This is a genomic window from Aminobacter sp. GW821-FHT11F06 (assembly GCF_058808215.1).
In genome coordinates this window covers 11,583-24,704 of the sequence record NZ_JBXARL010000010.1, presented here as the reverse complement: position 1 = coordinate 24,704, position 13,122 = coordinate 11,583, and the positions used below count along the sequence as shown (strand labels likewise).

Annotated in this window: 12 protein-coding genes; 10 read left to right on the top strand and 2 right to left on the bottom strand. The window is 65.6% G+C overall.

The window, feature by feature from the left end; translation table 11 throughout:
• Positions 1–69 precede the first annotated feature (69 nt).
• The 7 genes from AC1RTB_RS21915 to AC1RTB_RS21885 are packed head-to-tail and all read left to right on the top strand — an operon-like array spanning position 70 to position 8,898.
• Complete coding sequence (locus tag AC1RTB_RS21915) at positions 70–480, top strand: DUF1636 family protein (protein ID WP_492881171.1); 411 nt, start codon at positions 70–72, stop codon at positions 478–480.
• Positions 477–1,514, top strand: coding sequence for a cobalamin biosynthesis protein CobW (gene cobW, locus AC1RTB_RS21910; RefSeq protein WP_492880978.1), 1,038 nt, complete (start codon positions 477–479; stop codon positions 1,512–1,514). Before AC1RTB_RS21915 ends, cobW begins: the two co-directional genes overlap by 4 nt.
• A gap of 5 nt (positions 1,515–1,519) precedes the next feature.
• On the top strand, positions 1,520–5,194 hold the full coding sequence (locus AC1RTB_RS21905; protein WP_492880977.1) for a cobaltochelatase subunit CobN: 3,675 nt from the start codon (positions 1,520–1,522) through the stop codon (positions 5,192–5,194).
• Positions 5,191–6,759, top strand: a complete 1,569-nt coding sequence (gene cobG, locus AC1RTB_RS21900) for a precorrin-3B synthase (RefSeq protein WP_492880976.1) — start codon at positions 5,191–5,193, stop codon at positions 6,757–6,759. The genes AC1RTB_RS21905 and cobG overlap by 4 nt, the downstream gene beginning before the upstream one ends.
• A gap of 2 nt (positions 6,760–6,761) precedes the next feature.
• Positions 6,762–7,394 (top strand): precorrin-8X methylmutase, encoded by a 633-nt coding sequence (locus AC1RTB_RS21895; RefSeq protein ID WP_492880975.1) that lies wholly within the window; start codon positions 6,762–6,764, stop codon positions 7,392–7,394.
• Positions 7,391–8,140, top strand: a complete 750-nt coding sequence (locus AC1RTB_RS21890; protein WP_492880974.1) for a precorrin-2 C(20)-methyltransferase — start codon at positions 7,391–7,393, stop codon at positions 8,138–8,140. The genes AC1RTB_RS21895 and AC1RTB_RS21890 overlap by 4 nt, the downstream gene beginning before the upstream one ends.
• Complete coding sequence (locus tag AC1RTB_RS21885; protein ID WP_492880973.1) at positions 8,137–8,898, top strand: precorrin-3B C(17)-methyltransferase; 762 nt, start codon at positions 8,137–8,139, stop codon at positions 8,896–8,898. Before AC1RTB_RS21890 ends, AC1RTB_RS21885 begins: the two co-directional genes overlap by 4 nt.
• Here the strand turns inward: AC1RTB_RS21885 and AC1RTB_RS21880 are convergent.
• Positions 8,865–9,632: a cobalt-precorrin-6A reductase gene (locus AC1RTB_RS21880; RefSeq protein ID WP_492881170.1), complete on the bottom strand. Its 768-nt coding sequence runs from the start codon at positions 9,630–9,632 to the stop codon at positions 8,865–8,867. The genes AC1RTB_RS21885 and AC1RTB_RS21880 overlap by 34 nt on opposite strands.
• 1 nt (position 9,633) lies before the next feature.
• On the opposite strand from AC1RTB_RS21880, the gene cbiE reads away from it, so the two are divergent.
• From cbiE to cobM, 3 genes are read left to right on the top strand one after another with little or no spacing between them, the layout of a single operon-like run.
• Entirely contained in the window at positions 9,634–10,866 is a 1,233-nt protein-coding gene (gene cbiE / locus AC1RTB_RS21875) for a precorrin-6y C5,15-methyltransferase (decarboxylating) subunit CbiE (RefSeq protein ID WP_492880972.1), read from the top strand.
• Positions 10,863–11,249 (top strand): cobalamin biosynthesis protein, encoded by a 387-nt coding sequence (locus AC1RTB_RS21870; protein ID WP_492880971.1) that lies wholly within the window; start codon positions 10,863–10,865, stop codon positions 11,247–11,249. Before cbiE ends, AC1RTB_RS21870 begins: the two co-directional genes overlap by 4 nt.
• On the top strand, positions 11,246–12,010 hold the full coding sequence (cobM, locus tag AC1RTB_RS21865; RefSeq protein ID WP_492880969.1) for a precorrin-4 C(11)-methyltransferase: 765 nt from the start codon (positions 11,246–11,248) through the stop codon (positions 12,008–12,010). The genes AC1RTB_RS21870 and cobM overlap by 4 nt, the downstream gene beginning before the upstream one ends.
• On the opposite strand, the gene AC1RTB_RS21860 is transcribed toward cobM, so the two are convergent.
• Positions 11,977–13,092 carry a cobalt-precorrin-5B (C(1))-methyltransferase gene (locus AC1RTB_RS21860; RefSeq protein ID WP_492880968.1) on the bottom strand — a complete coding sequence of 372 codons (1,116 nt, stop codon included), beginning with the start codon at positions 13,090–13,092 and terminating at the stop codon, positions 11,977–11,979. The two genes, cobM and AC1RTB_RS21860, sit on opposite strands and share 34 nt — an antisense overlap.
• Between the last annotated feature and the right edge of the window lie 30 nt (positions 13,093–13,122).

Here is a 13,122-nt window from a genome sequence, read left to right as displayed (position 1 = left end):
GATCGCCTGGCGGGTGTCCCAGGCAAGGAGCCTGGTATTTTGGAACTTGACGACAATCTCTCGGTCGAAATTTTAGACGCATCCAGCGATAGCGCCGACCTGCGCGCCGCAGCGGATGTGACGATTCTCGTCTGCTCATCCTGCCGCGACGAGAACGGCTCGGACGCTCATCCGCGCGCAGGCGCCAGACTCGCTGAAGCCACACGCGCCGCCGCTGCCAATGAAGGCATCACCGTTCGCAGCGTCGAATGCCTCGGCAATTGCAAGCGCCGGCTCAGTGCCGCGATCCTGCGCGATGGCTCGTGGAGCTACGTCTTCGGCGATCTCGCCATTAGCTCGGGCGACGACCTGATCACCGGCGCAAAACTCTTCGCCACCTCGACCGACGGCCTGATCCCATGGCGTGGCCGTCCCGACAGCCTCAAGCGCGGCCTTGTCGCGCGCATCCCTCCCCTCGACCTCATCAAGGAAGACAAATGACCGCCTCCGTCGAACGCGTTCCCTGCACCGTCGTCACCGGCTTTCTCGGCGCCGGCAAGACGACGCTGCTCCGCCACATCCTCGAAAACGCCAAGGGCAAGCGCCTCGCCATCATCGTCAACGAGTTCGGCGATGTCGGCATCGACGGCGAAATCCTGAAGGGTTGCGGCATCGACGTCTGCCCCGAGGAAAACATCGTCGAACTGGCCAATGGCTGTATCTGCTGCACCGTCGCCGACGATTTTGTGCCCGCACTGGACCAGATCCTGTCGCGCACGCCCAGCGTCGACCACATCCTGATCGAGACTTCCGGCCTGGCGCTGCCCAAGCCGCTGATCCAGGCCTTCCAGTGGCCGAGCGTGAAGAGCCGCGTGACTGTCGATGGCGTCATCGCCGTTGTCGACGGCCCGGCTCTGGCCGAGGGCAAGGTCGCCTCCGACATGGATGCGCTCGCCGCCCAGCGCGCCCAGGACGAGACGCTCGACCATGACGACCCGATCGAAGAGGTGTTCGAGGACCAGGTCGCCTGCGCCGACCTCATCATCCTGTCAAAGGCCGACCTGCTCGATGAGGCAGGCCTTGCGCGCGCCAACGCCATCATCGGCGAGCATCTGTCGCGCGCCGTCAAGATCGTGCCGACCGCGCATGGCAAGGTCGATCCCTCCGTGCTGCTCGGCCTCGGTCTCGCTGTCGAAGAAGACATCGAAAACCGCAAGACCCATCACGACGGCGCCTTCGACCACGAGCACGACGATTTCGACTCGTTCGTCATCGACATTCCCTCGATCACGCATCCCGACGAACTGGCCAAGCGTGTCGCCACCGCTGCCGAAGAAGAAAACGTGCTGCGCGTGAAGGGCTTCGTCGAGGTCGGCGGCAAGCCGATGCGCCTGCTCGTCCAGGCTGTCGGTCCGCGCGTCAACCATTACTACGACCGCGCCTGGACGCCGGAAGACGACCGTCGCTCGCGCCTGGTAGTGATCGGCCTCAAGGGCCTCGACCGCCCGGCCATCGAGCGCATCCTGGTAGGCTGAGCCGGATGCACATCCTCACCACCACATCCGCCTCGCTCGACGATCTCGTCGAGCCTGTCGATCTCAGGCAAACGCCTGCGGATGTGGTGGCGCTGTCCTTCACCGACAGCGATCTCGCCGGCATCGCTGCCGCCTGGAAAGCGCACGCACCAAACCTGCCATCAATGCGGCTCGCCAGCCTGCGCGACCTCAGGCACCCGATGTCTGTCGACCTCTGGATCGACAGCGTCGCGGCGCACGCCAAGGTCATTTTGGTTCGCATCCTCGGTGGCTACGACTGGTGGCGCTATGGCTGCGACCGGCTTGCCGCCATAGCGCGCGAAAAAGGCATCGCGCTCGCGCTGTTGCCGGGCGAAAGCCACGACTCGGATCAGCGGCTGATCGAAGGCTCGACCTTGCCGCGCGCCGAACTCGACGCATTGCTTGGTTATTTCCGCGAAGGCGGCCCGGAAAACATGAAGGCGCTTGTCGCCCGCCTCGCCGGACTGGCTGGTGCCGGAAGCGGCGCCACCGCGCCGGTCACGGTGCCGAAGGCCGGTTTTTACGATCCGAAGCGGGGCGTGATGACAGCCCCCTTCTCCCCGTTCACGGGGAGAAGGTCCCGGCAAGGGGATGAGGGGCAGGAGCCCACACTCCATACCCTTGCGCAGCCCCTCCCCTTCGGGGCACCTTCTCCCCGTGAACGGGGAGAAGGAAACGCCCCCGTCGTCCCCATCCTTTTCTACCGTTCGATGCTGCTGGCGGCCGACGTCGCGCCGATCGACGCGCTGACCGATGCGCTCAGGCAAAAGCGCCTCCAGCCTGTTCCGATATTTGTGTCGAGCCTGAAGGACAAGGAGTCACTGGCCTTTGTCGAGACGGCACTCGCCGAGCTGAAGCCATCTGCCCTCATCACCGCGACGGCCTTTGCCTCGGGTGCTGAACCCGGCGTGGAGACATTGTTCGACCGCGCCGGCGTTCCCGTGTTCCAGGTCATCGTCGCCACCACCCGTCGCGAGGCGTGGGCGGGCAGTCCGCGTGGGCTGGCACCGGCCGACCTCGCCATGCATGTCGTCATGCCCGAACTCGACGGCCGCATCCTGGCAGGCGCGATTTCCTTCAAGGCCGAAAGCGAGCTCGATCCCGCACTGGGCTTCCGCGCCGTCGCCAACCGCCCCGAGCCCGACCGCGTCGAACAGGTCGCCACCCGCATCGCCGCCCATCTGCGCTTGCAGAGTACGCCGCGCGACAAGCGCAAACTGGTGATCCTGATCCCCGACTATCCCAGCGCGCCGGGCCGCACCGGCTATGCCGTCGGCCTCGACGTGCCCAACAGCGTTCTGGCGATGCTGCACGACCTGAAGGCGTCAGGCTATGCGGTTGAAGGGATTCCACAATCGCCGCGCGAACTGCTCGATCTGATCGAGAGAGGTGGGCATGGACTGGCGCTCGAAGATTATGTCGCGCTCTCCGCCGATCTGCCGACTGATGCTCTCGAGACGATGGCCGTCGCTTGGGGATCGCCGGAAAGCGATGCAAGTACAGTGCAACGTCGGCATTCTACGTTGCCCCCCTCTGTCCTGCCGGACATCTCCCCCTCAAGGGGGGAGATTGGCAGCTTCAGCGCAGCGGCTTTTCCTGCAACGTTGGCGATTGGCGACGGCGCGCGTGACAGCCTGATCTCCCCCCTTGAGGGGGAAATGTCCGGCAGGACAGAGGGGGGCAACGTAGAGCGCGAGACATCCGCCCCTTCCGTTGATCAGACCCAGGCCACCTTCCCCTTCCGCGCCGCGACCTTCGGCAATGTCACAGTCGCCCTCGCCCCCGACCGTGGACGTTCGGCCGAACGCCGCGCCGACTACCACGATCCAACCCTGCCGCCGCGCCATGCGCTGCTCGCCTTCGGCCTGTGGCTGCAGAAATCGCTTGGCTGCCACGCCATCATCCATGTCGGCGCGCATGGCACGCTCGAATGGCTGCCCGGCAAGACCGTGGCACTCAGCCAGAATTGCTTTCCCGAGATCGCCACCGGCTCGCTGCCGGTCATTTATCCCTTCATCGTCTCCAACCCGGGTGAAGCAGCCCAGGCCAAACGCCGCATTTCCGCCGTCACGCTTGGCCATCTGCCGCCACCACTCGCCAGTGCGGGCCTCGACGAAAACCAGCACAAGCTTGAGCGGCTCGTCGACGAATACGCCCAGGCCGACGGCCTTGACCGCCGGCGCCGCGACCGGTTGGCAAAGCTGATCGTCGAGACCGCATCCCAGACCGGCCTTGCCACCGAAGCCGGCGTTGCCAACACCGATGCACCCGACGAGGCGTTGCGCCGCATCGACGCCTGGCTGTGCGACCTCAAGGATTTCGCCATCAAGGACGGCCTGCACGTCTATGGCCGCGCCACTGACGACGAGCCCGACGCGATGCGCAGGCAAAGCGCGGCCGGCGAACGCGACGCGCTGATCGCTGCGCTCGACGGCCGTCACGTCAAGTCCGGCCCCTCAGGCGCCCCGGCGCGCGGGCGCACCGACGTTTTGCCGACCGGCCGCAACCTGTTCACATCAGATCCGCGCACAATGCCGACGGCGACCGCCTTCGACCTCGGCAAGGCGGCGGCCGACGAAATCATGCGCAGCTATCTGCAGGGCCATGGCGACTGGCCCCGCGCGCTGGTCATTGACCTCTGGGGCAGTGCCTCGTTGCGCACCGGGGGCGAAGAGATCGCCCAAGGCCTGGCGCTGATGGGCTGCCGGCCGCAATGGGATTCCGCCACCGGCCGCGTCACCGGCATCGAGGTGTTGCCGCCGGCAACGCTCGGCCACCCGCGAGTCGACGTCACCTGGCGCATATCGGGCCTGTTCCGCGACATGTTCCCGACCCAGATCGCGCTGATCGACGCCGCAGCCCGCGCCGTTGCCACCCGCGACGAGGACGATTCTGAAAATCCGCTTGCCGCCAGCACCCGCGCTTCGGGCAAAGTCGAGCCACGCATCTTTGGCTCATCACCCGGCACCTATGGTGCAGGTCTCGAAGATCTGTTGTCTTCGGGCGACTGGTCCACGCGCGACGAACTTGGCCGCGCCTATCTCGACGCCGCCTCGCACGCCTATGGCGGCGCGGAAGGTGAAGGTGTCTCAGCGCCCGGCGCCTTTGCCGGTCGCATCGCCGAAGCCGACCTGCTGGTTCACACCGGCGACGACCCAGGCCGCGACATCCTCGAAGGCTCCGCCGACGTCGCTTTCATCGGCGGTTTTTCGGCAGCCCTTGCCGCACTCGGCAGAAACGCCGACGTCATCGTGCTCGACACCACGGACCCATTGAAGCCGCGACCGCGCTCGGTCACGGAAGCCGTCGGCCGCGTCGTGCGCGCTCGCGCCACAAACGCGCGCTTCATCGCCGGCCAGATGCGCCACGGTCCGCGCGGCGCCTCCGAATTCGCCGAAACCGTCGACCGCCTGATCAGCTTTGCAGAAACCACCAGCGCCATACCGGGCGCGCTGATCGAGGCCGTCCACGACGCCTATGTCGGCGACGACGCCGTGCGCGCCTTCATGCTGCGCGAAAACCCGGCGGCGGCGAAATTCATCGCCGAACGGTTCGCCAACGCCCGCCGTCGCGGGCTATGGCACCCCTTGCGCAATTCGATTGACGACGGCCTTGCGGCCTTGATCGCCGAAGCTTCGGCAAGGGAGGTCGCGGCATGACGACCTTTACGCGTCGCGGTGCCTGCCCCGCACTCTCCGCGCCGATGCTGACAGGCGACGGCTTGCTGGTACGCCTCAATCCGGTCGCTGGAGAAATCGCCCCCAAGGCTTTGATCGGACTCTGTGAATCGGCACTTCGCCACGGCAACGGCATTGTCGAGGTCACCGCGCGCGGCAGCATCCAGATTCGAGGACTGACAACCGAAAGTGCTGTGTTGCTCGCCGCCGAAGTCGATGCGCTCGGCATCGAGGTTCGCACCGGGGTTCCGGTCGACGCAAGTCCGCTTGCCGGCATCGACCCGACAGAAGTCGCCGATCCGGCGCCCCTCGCCAACGAAATTCGGCGGGCAATTTCCGATGCCGGTCTCGCTGCGCGCCTCGGTCCCAAGGTTTCGGTCGTCGCCGACGGTCGCGGACAGATCGAGCTCGGCGCCATCATGGCCGATGTGCGGCTGGTCGCAGCAGACGCGGAACGCTGGCGCCTGTCGGTGGCAGGCGACGAGCGCGCGGCAACGCTGCTCGGCACGTTCACGGCTAATGATGCACGCGAGCGCACGATCACCATTCTTAAGGCTGTCGCTGTGCTTGGCCGGAATGGTCGAGCGAGAGACTTGGGTCCGTCGCAGGTGCGTGCAGCTGTAGAAGGATCATCAACGGCGCGATCCCTCACGCCCCCCTCTGTCCTGCCGGACATCTCCCCCTCAAGGGGGGAGATCAGTAGCTTAGACGCCACCGCTCGTTCTGGTGAGCCGCAGGAGGCAGTTCGTGTACAATTCATTTCAGTTGGTGAACGGGTCGATGAAGGCCTGATCTCCCCCCTTGAGGGGGAGATGTCCGGCAGGACAGAGGGGGGTGGGAAGAAACTCGACGTAACCGGTGACGCTTGCCCGAAATCTGATGAATCAAATTCTGAACCGATCCCGCCAACCGATTCATCGCCCATCGGAATTTTGCCCCTGACCGACGACCGAAACGCCCTCGGCGTCGCCCTGCCCTTCGGTTCCATTCGCGCCGAAAAGCTGATCACCTTTTGCGAGGCAGCCATCGAATGTGGCGCGACCGGCATCCGCCCCGCACCTGGCAGGGCCTTGCTGGTCATGGGGTTGGACCATCCGGCGTGCGACGCCTTGAGCGCCGCATCCAAAGCCCTTGATTTCGTCTTTTCCCCTTCCGATCCGCGCATCCGCATCGCCGCCTGCCCCGGCGCGCCGGCCTGCGCGTCGGGCATGATCGCCGCGCGCGACGTGGCGGCCGAGATCGCCCGCGAGATAGGCCCCAATCTCGACCCGACATTCAGCCTGCATGTCTCCGGCTGCGCCAAGGGCTGTGCCCATCCGGGTCCTGCCGCGCTGACCGTCGTCGGTGACGAAAAAGGCGCTGCATTTGTCGTCGGCGGAACGGCAAAAGGACTACCGGCTGGATACACCGCAGGATATGAAGCCGCGCGCGGTGTTCGCCGGCTCACGGACCTTCTGGCCGCCGAGCGACAGCCGCATGAGGACGCCAACGCCTGCCTCGCCCGGCTAGGCGCCAGGCGTCTGGCGCAAGCGCTAGGACAAGGATGACCATGGCCGCCTACGACTACATCCACGATGGCATGGCCATCTACGAGCGATCCTTCGCCATCATCCGCTCGGAAGCCGACCTTACGCGCTTTTCCGAAGCCGAAGCCGATGTCGCCGTGCGCATGATCCACGCCTGCGGCCTGGTCGAGGCGGCCGAACATTTCGTCTTCTCCGAAAACTTCGCCTCCGCTGCGAGCGAAGCCCTCAAGGCCGGCGCGCCGATCTTCTGCGACGCCGAGATGGTGGCGCGTGGTGTCACCCGCGCCCGCCTGCCTGCCGACAACGAGGTGATCTGTACGCTGCGGGACCCGAAAACAGCCGAAATCGCGCAAAAAGTCGGCAACACCCGTTCCGCCGCCGCCATCGACCTCTGGGGCGATAAAATGGCCGGCTCGGTCGTCGCCATCGGCAACGCTCCGACCGCATTGTTTTACCTACTTGAAAAGCTGCGTGACGGCGCACCAAGACCCGCCGCCATCATCGGCATGCCGGTTGGCTTCGTCGGTGCCGCCGAATCCAAGGATGCGCTGGCCGAAAACTCCTATGGCGTGCCTTACGCCATCGTGCGCGGCCGCCTCGGCGGCAGCGCCATGACCGCCGCCGCCCTCAACGCGCTTGCGAGGCCGGGCCTGTGACATCAGCTCAAAAAGGCCGCCTCATCGGCGTCGGCACTGGTCCGGGCGACCCCGAATTGCTGACTTTGAAGGCGGTGCGCGCTTTGGCCGAGGCCGACGTGATCGCGCATTTTGCCAAGCGCGGCAACAACGGCAACGCCCGCACCATCACCGATGCGCATTTCCGTGCCGACGTCATCGAACTGCCGTTGCTCTACCCGGTCACCACGGAGATCGACAAGGATCACGACGACTACCGCGCGGCGATCACAAGCTTCTACGAACAGTCGGCACAGGCCGTGGCCGCCCACCTCAAGGAGGGTCGAACCGTCGCCATCCTGTCTGAGGGCGACCCGCTATTCTACGGCTCCTACATGCACCTGCATGTCAGGCTGTCGCATCTTTACCCGACCGAGGTCATTCCTGGTATCACCGCCATGTCGGGCTGCTGGTCGCAGACCGGCGTGCCGATCGTCCAGGGCGACGACGTGCTGTCAGTGCTTCCCGGCACGATGAGCGAGTTCGAGCTCACCCGCCGCCTCGCCGACACCGACGCCGCCGTGATCATGAAGGTTGGCCGCAACCTGCCCAAGATCCGCAAGGCGCTGGAAGTCACCGGCAAGCTCGAGCGCGCCATCTATGTCGAGCGCGGCACCATGGCGAACACGATGTCGATGCGGCTTGTCGACAAGGCTGACGACATCGCACCCTATTTCGCCATCGTGCTGGTACCCGGCTGGGCTGGCAAACCGGGAGCGGAGCTGTGAGCGGCCGTCTCGTCGTCGTCGGCCTTGGGCCAGGCAATACCGACCAGGTCACGCCTGAGGCCACCAACGCTGTCGCTGAGGCCAGCCATTTCTACGGCTACAAACCTTATCTCGACCGGCTTGAGCTGCGCGCCGACCAGACCCGTGTCGCCTCCGACAACCGCGAGGAAATCTCGCGCTCCAATGCTGCGCTCGAAATGGCTGCCGCCGGCCATCACGTCGCAGTCGTTTCCGGCGGCGACCCAGGCGTCTTTGCGATGGCCGCTGCCATCTGCGAGGCCATCGAGGCAGGCCCCAGGGAGTGGCGCGACATCGAGCTCGCCATCGTGCCGGGCGTCACCGCCATGCTGGCCGTTGCCGCCCGCGTCGGCGCACCGCTCGGCCATGATTTTTGCGCGATCAACCTGTCGAACAATCTGAAGCCTTGGGAGCTGATCGAACGCCGGCTGGTGGCGGCGGCGACTGCGGGCTTCGTGATTTCGCTCTACAACCCGATCAGCAAGGCGCGGCCCTGGCAGCTCGGCAGCGCGTTTGAGACGCTTAGCGCGCATCTGCCTGCGTCGACCCCGGTCATCTTCGGCCGTGCCGCCGGCCGGCCCGACGAGCGCATCGAGATATTTACGCTGGGCGATGCCGACGCGACCAGGGCCGACATGGCGACCTGTGTCATCATCGGTTCGCCCGAGACGCGCCTGATCGAGCGCGACGGCAAGCCTCCGCTGGTCTACACGCCGCGCTTTTCAGTCGGGGCGAACTGATGATCGATAAGGTCGAGCAGCGCGGTTACGGTCGGCGCGGACGCAATGTCCGGCAATTCCGGCCTGCGGAACAGGATCACCTCGATCCCAAGTTCCCGCGCGGCCGCGATCTTGCCATAGGTGGCCGCACCGCCGCTGTTCTTGGCAACGATTGCCTCGATGCGATGTTCGACAAGCAACGCCCGCTCGTCCGCCTCTCGGAATGGCCCGCGCGCAAGAATGTAGGTGGCGTCAGGCACATCGAGCGGCGGCTCGATCGGGTCGACGCTGCGAATGATGTAAGAGTGCTGGGGGGCTGTCGCGAAAGCCGCGATCTCCTGCCGGCCGAGCGCGAGAAAAACGCGACGTGGCCTAACACCCAGCGCAGCGACCGCCTCGTCGCTATCGTCCACCAAAGACCATCGGTCGCTGACGACTGGCTCCCAGGCTGGTCGACGCAGCGCCAGGATTGGCACGCCGGACATGCGCGCCGCTTCTGCAGCATTGGCCGAGATCCGGGCGGCGTAAGGATGCGTCGCATCAATCAGCAGATTGATCTTGTGCTCGGCCAGCCAGTCGGCCAGGCCCTGCGCCCCGCCAAAGCCGCCCACGCGCACCGGCACCGGCTGCTCGACCGGATTTTCGGTTCGTCCGGCCATGGACAGAGTGATGTCAAGATCGCCGCGCTGGGCGAGTTTTGCCGCCAGCTGCCGCGCCTCGGTGGTTCCGCCCAAAATCAATATGCGGTGGGTCATCATGCCTGCTGAATTCAACACACCGATGGTTAAATGGCTGACGGTCGTCGGCATCGGCGAAGACGGTGTAGCGGGTCTCGGCGACGAGGCCAAGCGCGCCATTTCAGCGGCGAGCCATGTCTTCGGCGGCAAGCGCCATCTCGCGCTGGCAGGCGGACTGATCACAGGCGAAGCCCGCGCCTGGCCGACGCCCTTTGACAGCGAAATGCGCGATGTCACGGCCCTGCGTGGCAAAAAAGTCTGCGTACTCGCCTCAGGCGACCCATTCCTGCATGGCGTCGGCGTCACGCTGGCGCGTCAGGTGCCAGCAGCCGAAATGCGCGTGCTGCCTGCCCCTTCCGCCTTTTCGCTTGCCGCCTCGCGCCTTGGCTGGGCATTGCAGGATATCGAGACGATCTCGCTCCACGGCCATGCCATCGAGCTGATCCGCCCGCTGTTGCAGCCAAGCGCGCGCATCCTGGCACTAACCGCCGATGGCGACGCGCCCGCTGCGATTGCCCGACTCCTCGCCGACAGCGGTTTCGGCGGCTCACAGCTGACTGTGCTCGAAGCGCTTGGCGGAGCCAATGAGCGCCTGCGCACCACAACCGCTGCCGCCTTCGATCTCCAAAACATCAATCCGCTCAACGTTCTGGCGCTGGAGATTGAATCAACTCCGGAAGCAAAAATCCTGCCGTTCGCCTGTGGCCTCGCCGATGATCTGTTCGAGCATGACGGCCAGATCACCAAGCGCGAGATCCGCGCCATGACGCTGTCGGCGCTTGCTCCGCAGCGCGGCGAGCTGTTGTGGGACATCGGCGCCGGTTCCGGCTCGATCTCGATCGAGTGGATGCTCTGCCATCCCTCGCTGCGTGCTGTCGCTATCGAGACCAATGCTGAGCGCGTCGCCCGGATCGACCGCAATGCCAAGGCCTGCGGCGTACCAGGGCTCACCATCGTTCATGGCACAGCACCCGATGCACTCGCCGGTCAGCCCACACCCGATGCCATCTTCATTGGCGGCGGCGGCAGCGAACCGGGTGTGTTCGACGCGGCCATCGACGCCCTTCGTCCCGGCGGCCGTCTGGTCGCCAACGCCGTCACGCTCGAAATGGAAGCGTTGCTGCTCGCTCGCTACACCGCGCTCGGCGGCGAGCTCATCCGTCTTCAAGTCTCCCGCGCCGCCCCTGTTGGCTCGATGACCGGCTGGCGGCCGGCAATGCCGGTCACGCAATGGAGTTGGGTGAAGCCATGATGATCGCAGGCATAGGCTGCCGCAAAGGCGCAACTCACGAAGACATCCTTTCCGCCATCGAAACCGCGCTCGAAGCGCACGGACTGGCAGTAACTGCGCTTTCAGCGCTCGCCACAGCGGTGCTCAAGCGCGACGAGCAAGGCATTATCGCCGCCGGACGAACCCTCGACCTCCCCTTGCTTGTCGTCGAAGACACGAAGCTGAAGGCGGCAGAGCCACGCACGCTCAGCCGCTCGCAAGCCTCGCTCGAAGCCGCAGGCACGCCGTCCGTCTCCGAAGCTTCAGCCCTTGCAGCTGCCGGCGACGGCTCGAGCCTGCTTGGCCCGCGTATATCAGTCGGCGCGGCCACCTGCGCCATCGCCATCAGTGGAGCCAGCACTTGACCGTTCATTTCATCGGCGCCGGCCCAGGTGCCGCCGACCTCATCACCGTACGCGGCGCAAAGCTCCTGGCCGCCTGCCCGGTCTGCCTTTATGCCGGCTCCATCGTCTCGCCTGAGCTTTTGTCCTACTGCGCACCGGACGCGCGGCTGGTCGATACGGCTCCGATGTCGCTCGACGAAATCGAGGCGGAATATGTGGCGGCCCATGCCGCTGGCCATGAAGTCGCGCGCCTGCATTCCGGCGATTTGTCGGTGTGGAGCGCGGTCGCCGAGCAGATCAGGCGGCTGGAAAAGCACGGCATCCCCTATACGCTGACGCCGGGCGTACCGTCCTTCGCCGCCGCTGCCGCCGCGCTCGGACGCGAGCTGACCATCCCTGAGGTGGCCCAGAGCCTGGTGCTGACCCGCGTCTCGGGCCGTGCCTCCAAAATGCCACCCGGCGAAACGCTGGCCGGCTTTGGCCGCACCGGCGCGACGCTTGCCGTCCACCTTGCCATCCACGCCATCGATCAGGTCGTTGCGGAACTCACCCCGCATTATGGCGCGGATTGTCCGGTGGCGATTGTTTTCCGCGCTTCATGGCCGGATGAACGCATCATCCGCGCCACGCTGTCGACGATTTCTGGCGAACTGGCCAAGGACCCGATCGAGCGAACCGCCATCATCTTCGTAGGTGCCTCGCTGGCAGCGGAAGATTTCCGCGAGAGCTCGCTCTACGACGCCTATTATCAGCGCCGCTTCAGGGGTCGCGACGGGTTATGAGACGAGGCGAAGGGCGCATGCCCCATCAGCTCTCCCTCGCGGTTGAAGACGAGGATTTCGAGCGCGATATCGGGGTCGTTGAGGGCGTCGGCCGCCGTGCGCCAGGCCGCCTTGGCGATAGCCTCGCCAATCGCAATGCCCGCCTTGTTCGCTTCAATGAAGGCTTCGGCCACTGTGTTGGCCCCTTTGATGCGCGCCTCAAGTTCGGCATCGGCACCCGCTTCGACCGCCACCACAGCCAAGCCTTCGAGATCAGCCGAACCCCGGCTCGAATGCAGGTCGAGCAGTCCTTGCGCCAGCTTGGTCATCTTGGCGACGCCGCCAGAGATCGTGACCTTGGGCACAGGATGGGCGCGGATGTATTTCAGCATGCCGCCGACAAAGTCGCCCATGTCGATCAGCTGGACTTCGTGCAGATCATGGAACTTCTGGACGGCCATCTCGGAGGCGTTGCCGGTCGAGCCCGCGACATGGTCGAAGCCCATGGCGCGCGCGACATCGACGCCGCGATGAATGGAATGGATCCAGGCCGAGCAGGAATAAGGAATGACGATGCCGGTCGTTCCCAGGATCGAGATGCCGCCCAGAATGCCGAGACGCGGGTTGAGTGTCCTGAGTGCCATCTCCTCGCCGCCGGCGACGGAAATCTCGACCTCGTAGTCGGCACCCTCGCCGGCAACTTCCGCGATCGCACCAGCGATCATCTTGCGCGGCACCGGGTTGATCGATGCCTCGCCGGGCGGGATCGGCAGGCCCGGCCGAGTCACCGTGCCAACGCCCGTGCCCGCCTTGAAAACGATGCCGCTGCCCGGTGTGCCCGGCCGCACCGTGCTCATGACAAGCGCCCCATGCGTCACGTCGGGGTCGTCGCCTGCGTCCTTGACGATGCCGGCCATGGCCGCGCCGTCCAAACGCTCGCTCTTCGCCAGCGCAAAGGCCACCTTCTGGCCGCTCGGCAGAGTGATTTCCACCGGGTCGGGAAACTCACCCGACTTCAATGCGATGCACGCTGCCTTGGTCGCGGCGGTGGCGCAGGCACCGGTGGTCCAGCCGCGCTTGAGCGGACGATCTTCTTCATTCATGACGCGATCTATAGGCTGGCCAAGCCCGCG

What these genes read in the sequence shown, in the direction of transcription:
- cobW (WP_492880978.1), top strand. Translation starts at nt 477, where the DNA reads ATGACCGCCTCCGTCGAACGCGTTCCCTGCACCGTCGTCACCGGCTTT.
- AC1RTB_RS21905 (WP_492880977.1), top strand. Translation starts at nt 1,520, where the DNA reads ATGCACATCCTCACCACCACATCCGCCTCGCTCGACGATCTCGTCGAG.
- cobG (WP_492880976.1), top strand. Translation starts at nt 5,191, where the DNA reads ATGACGACCTTTACGCGTCGCGGTGCCTGCCCCGCACTCTCCGCGCCG.
- AC1RTB_RS21895 (WP_492880975.1), top strand. Translation starts at nt 6,762, where the DNA reads ATGGCCGCCTACGACTACATCCACGATGGCATGGCCATCTACGAGCGA.
- AC1RTB_RS21880 (WP_492881170.1), bottom strand. Translation starts at nt 9,632, where the DNA reads ATGACCCACCGCATATTGATTTTGGGCGGAACCACCGAGGCGCGGCAG.
- cbiE (WP_492880972.1), top strand. Translation starts at nt 9,634, where the DNA reads ATGCCTGCTGAATTCAACACACCGATGGTTAAATGGCTGACGGTCGTC.
- AC1RTB_RS21870 (WP_492880971.1), top strand. Translation starts at nt 10,863, where the DNA reads ATGATGATCGCAGGCATAGGCTGCCGCAAAGGCGCAACTCACGAAGAC.
- AC1RTB_RS21860 (WP_492880968.1), bottom strand. Translation starts at nt 13,092, where the DNA reads ATGAATGAAGAAGATCGTCCGCTCAAGCGCGGCTGGACCACCGGTGCC.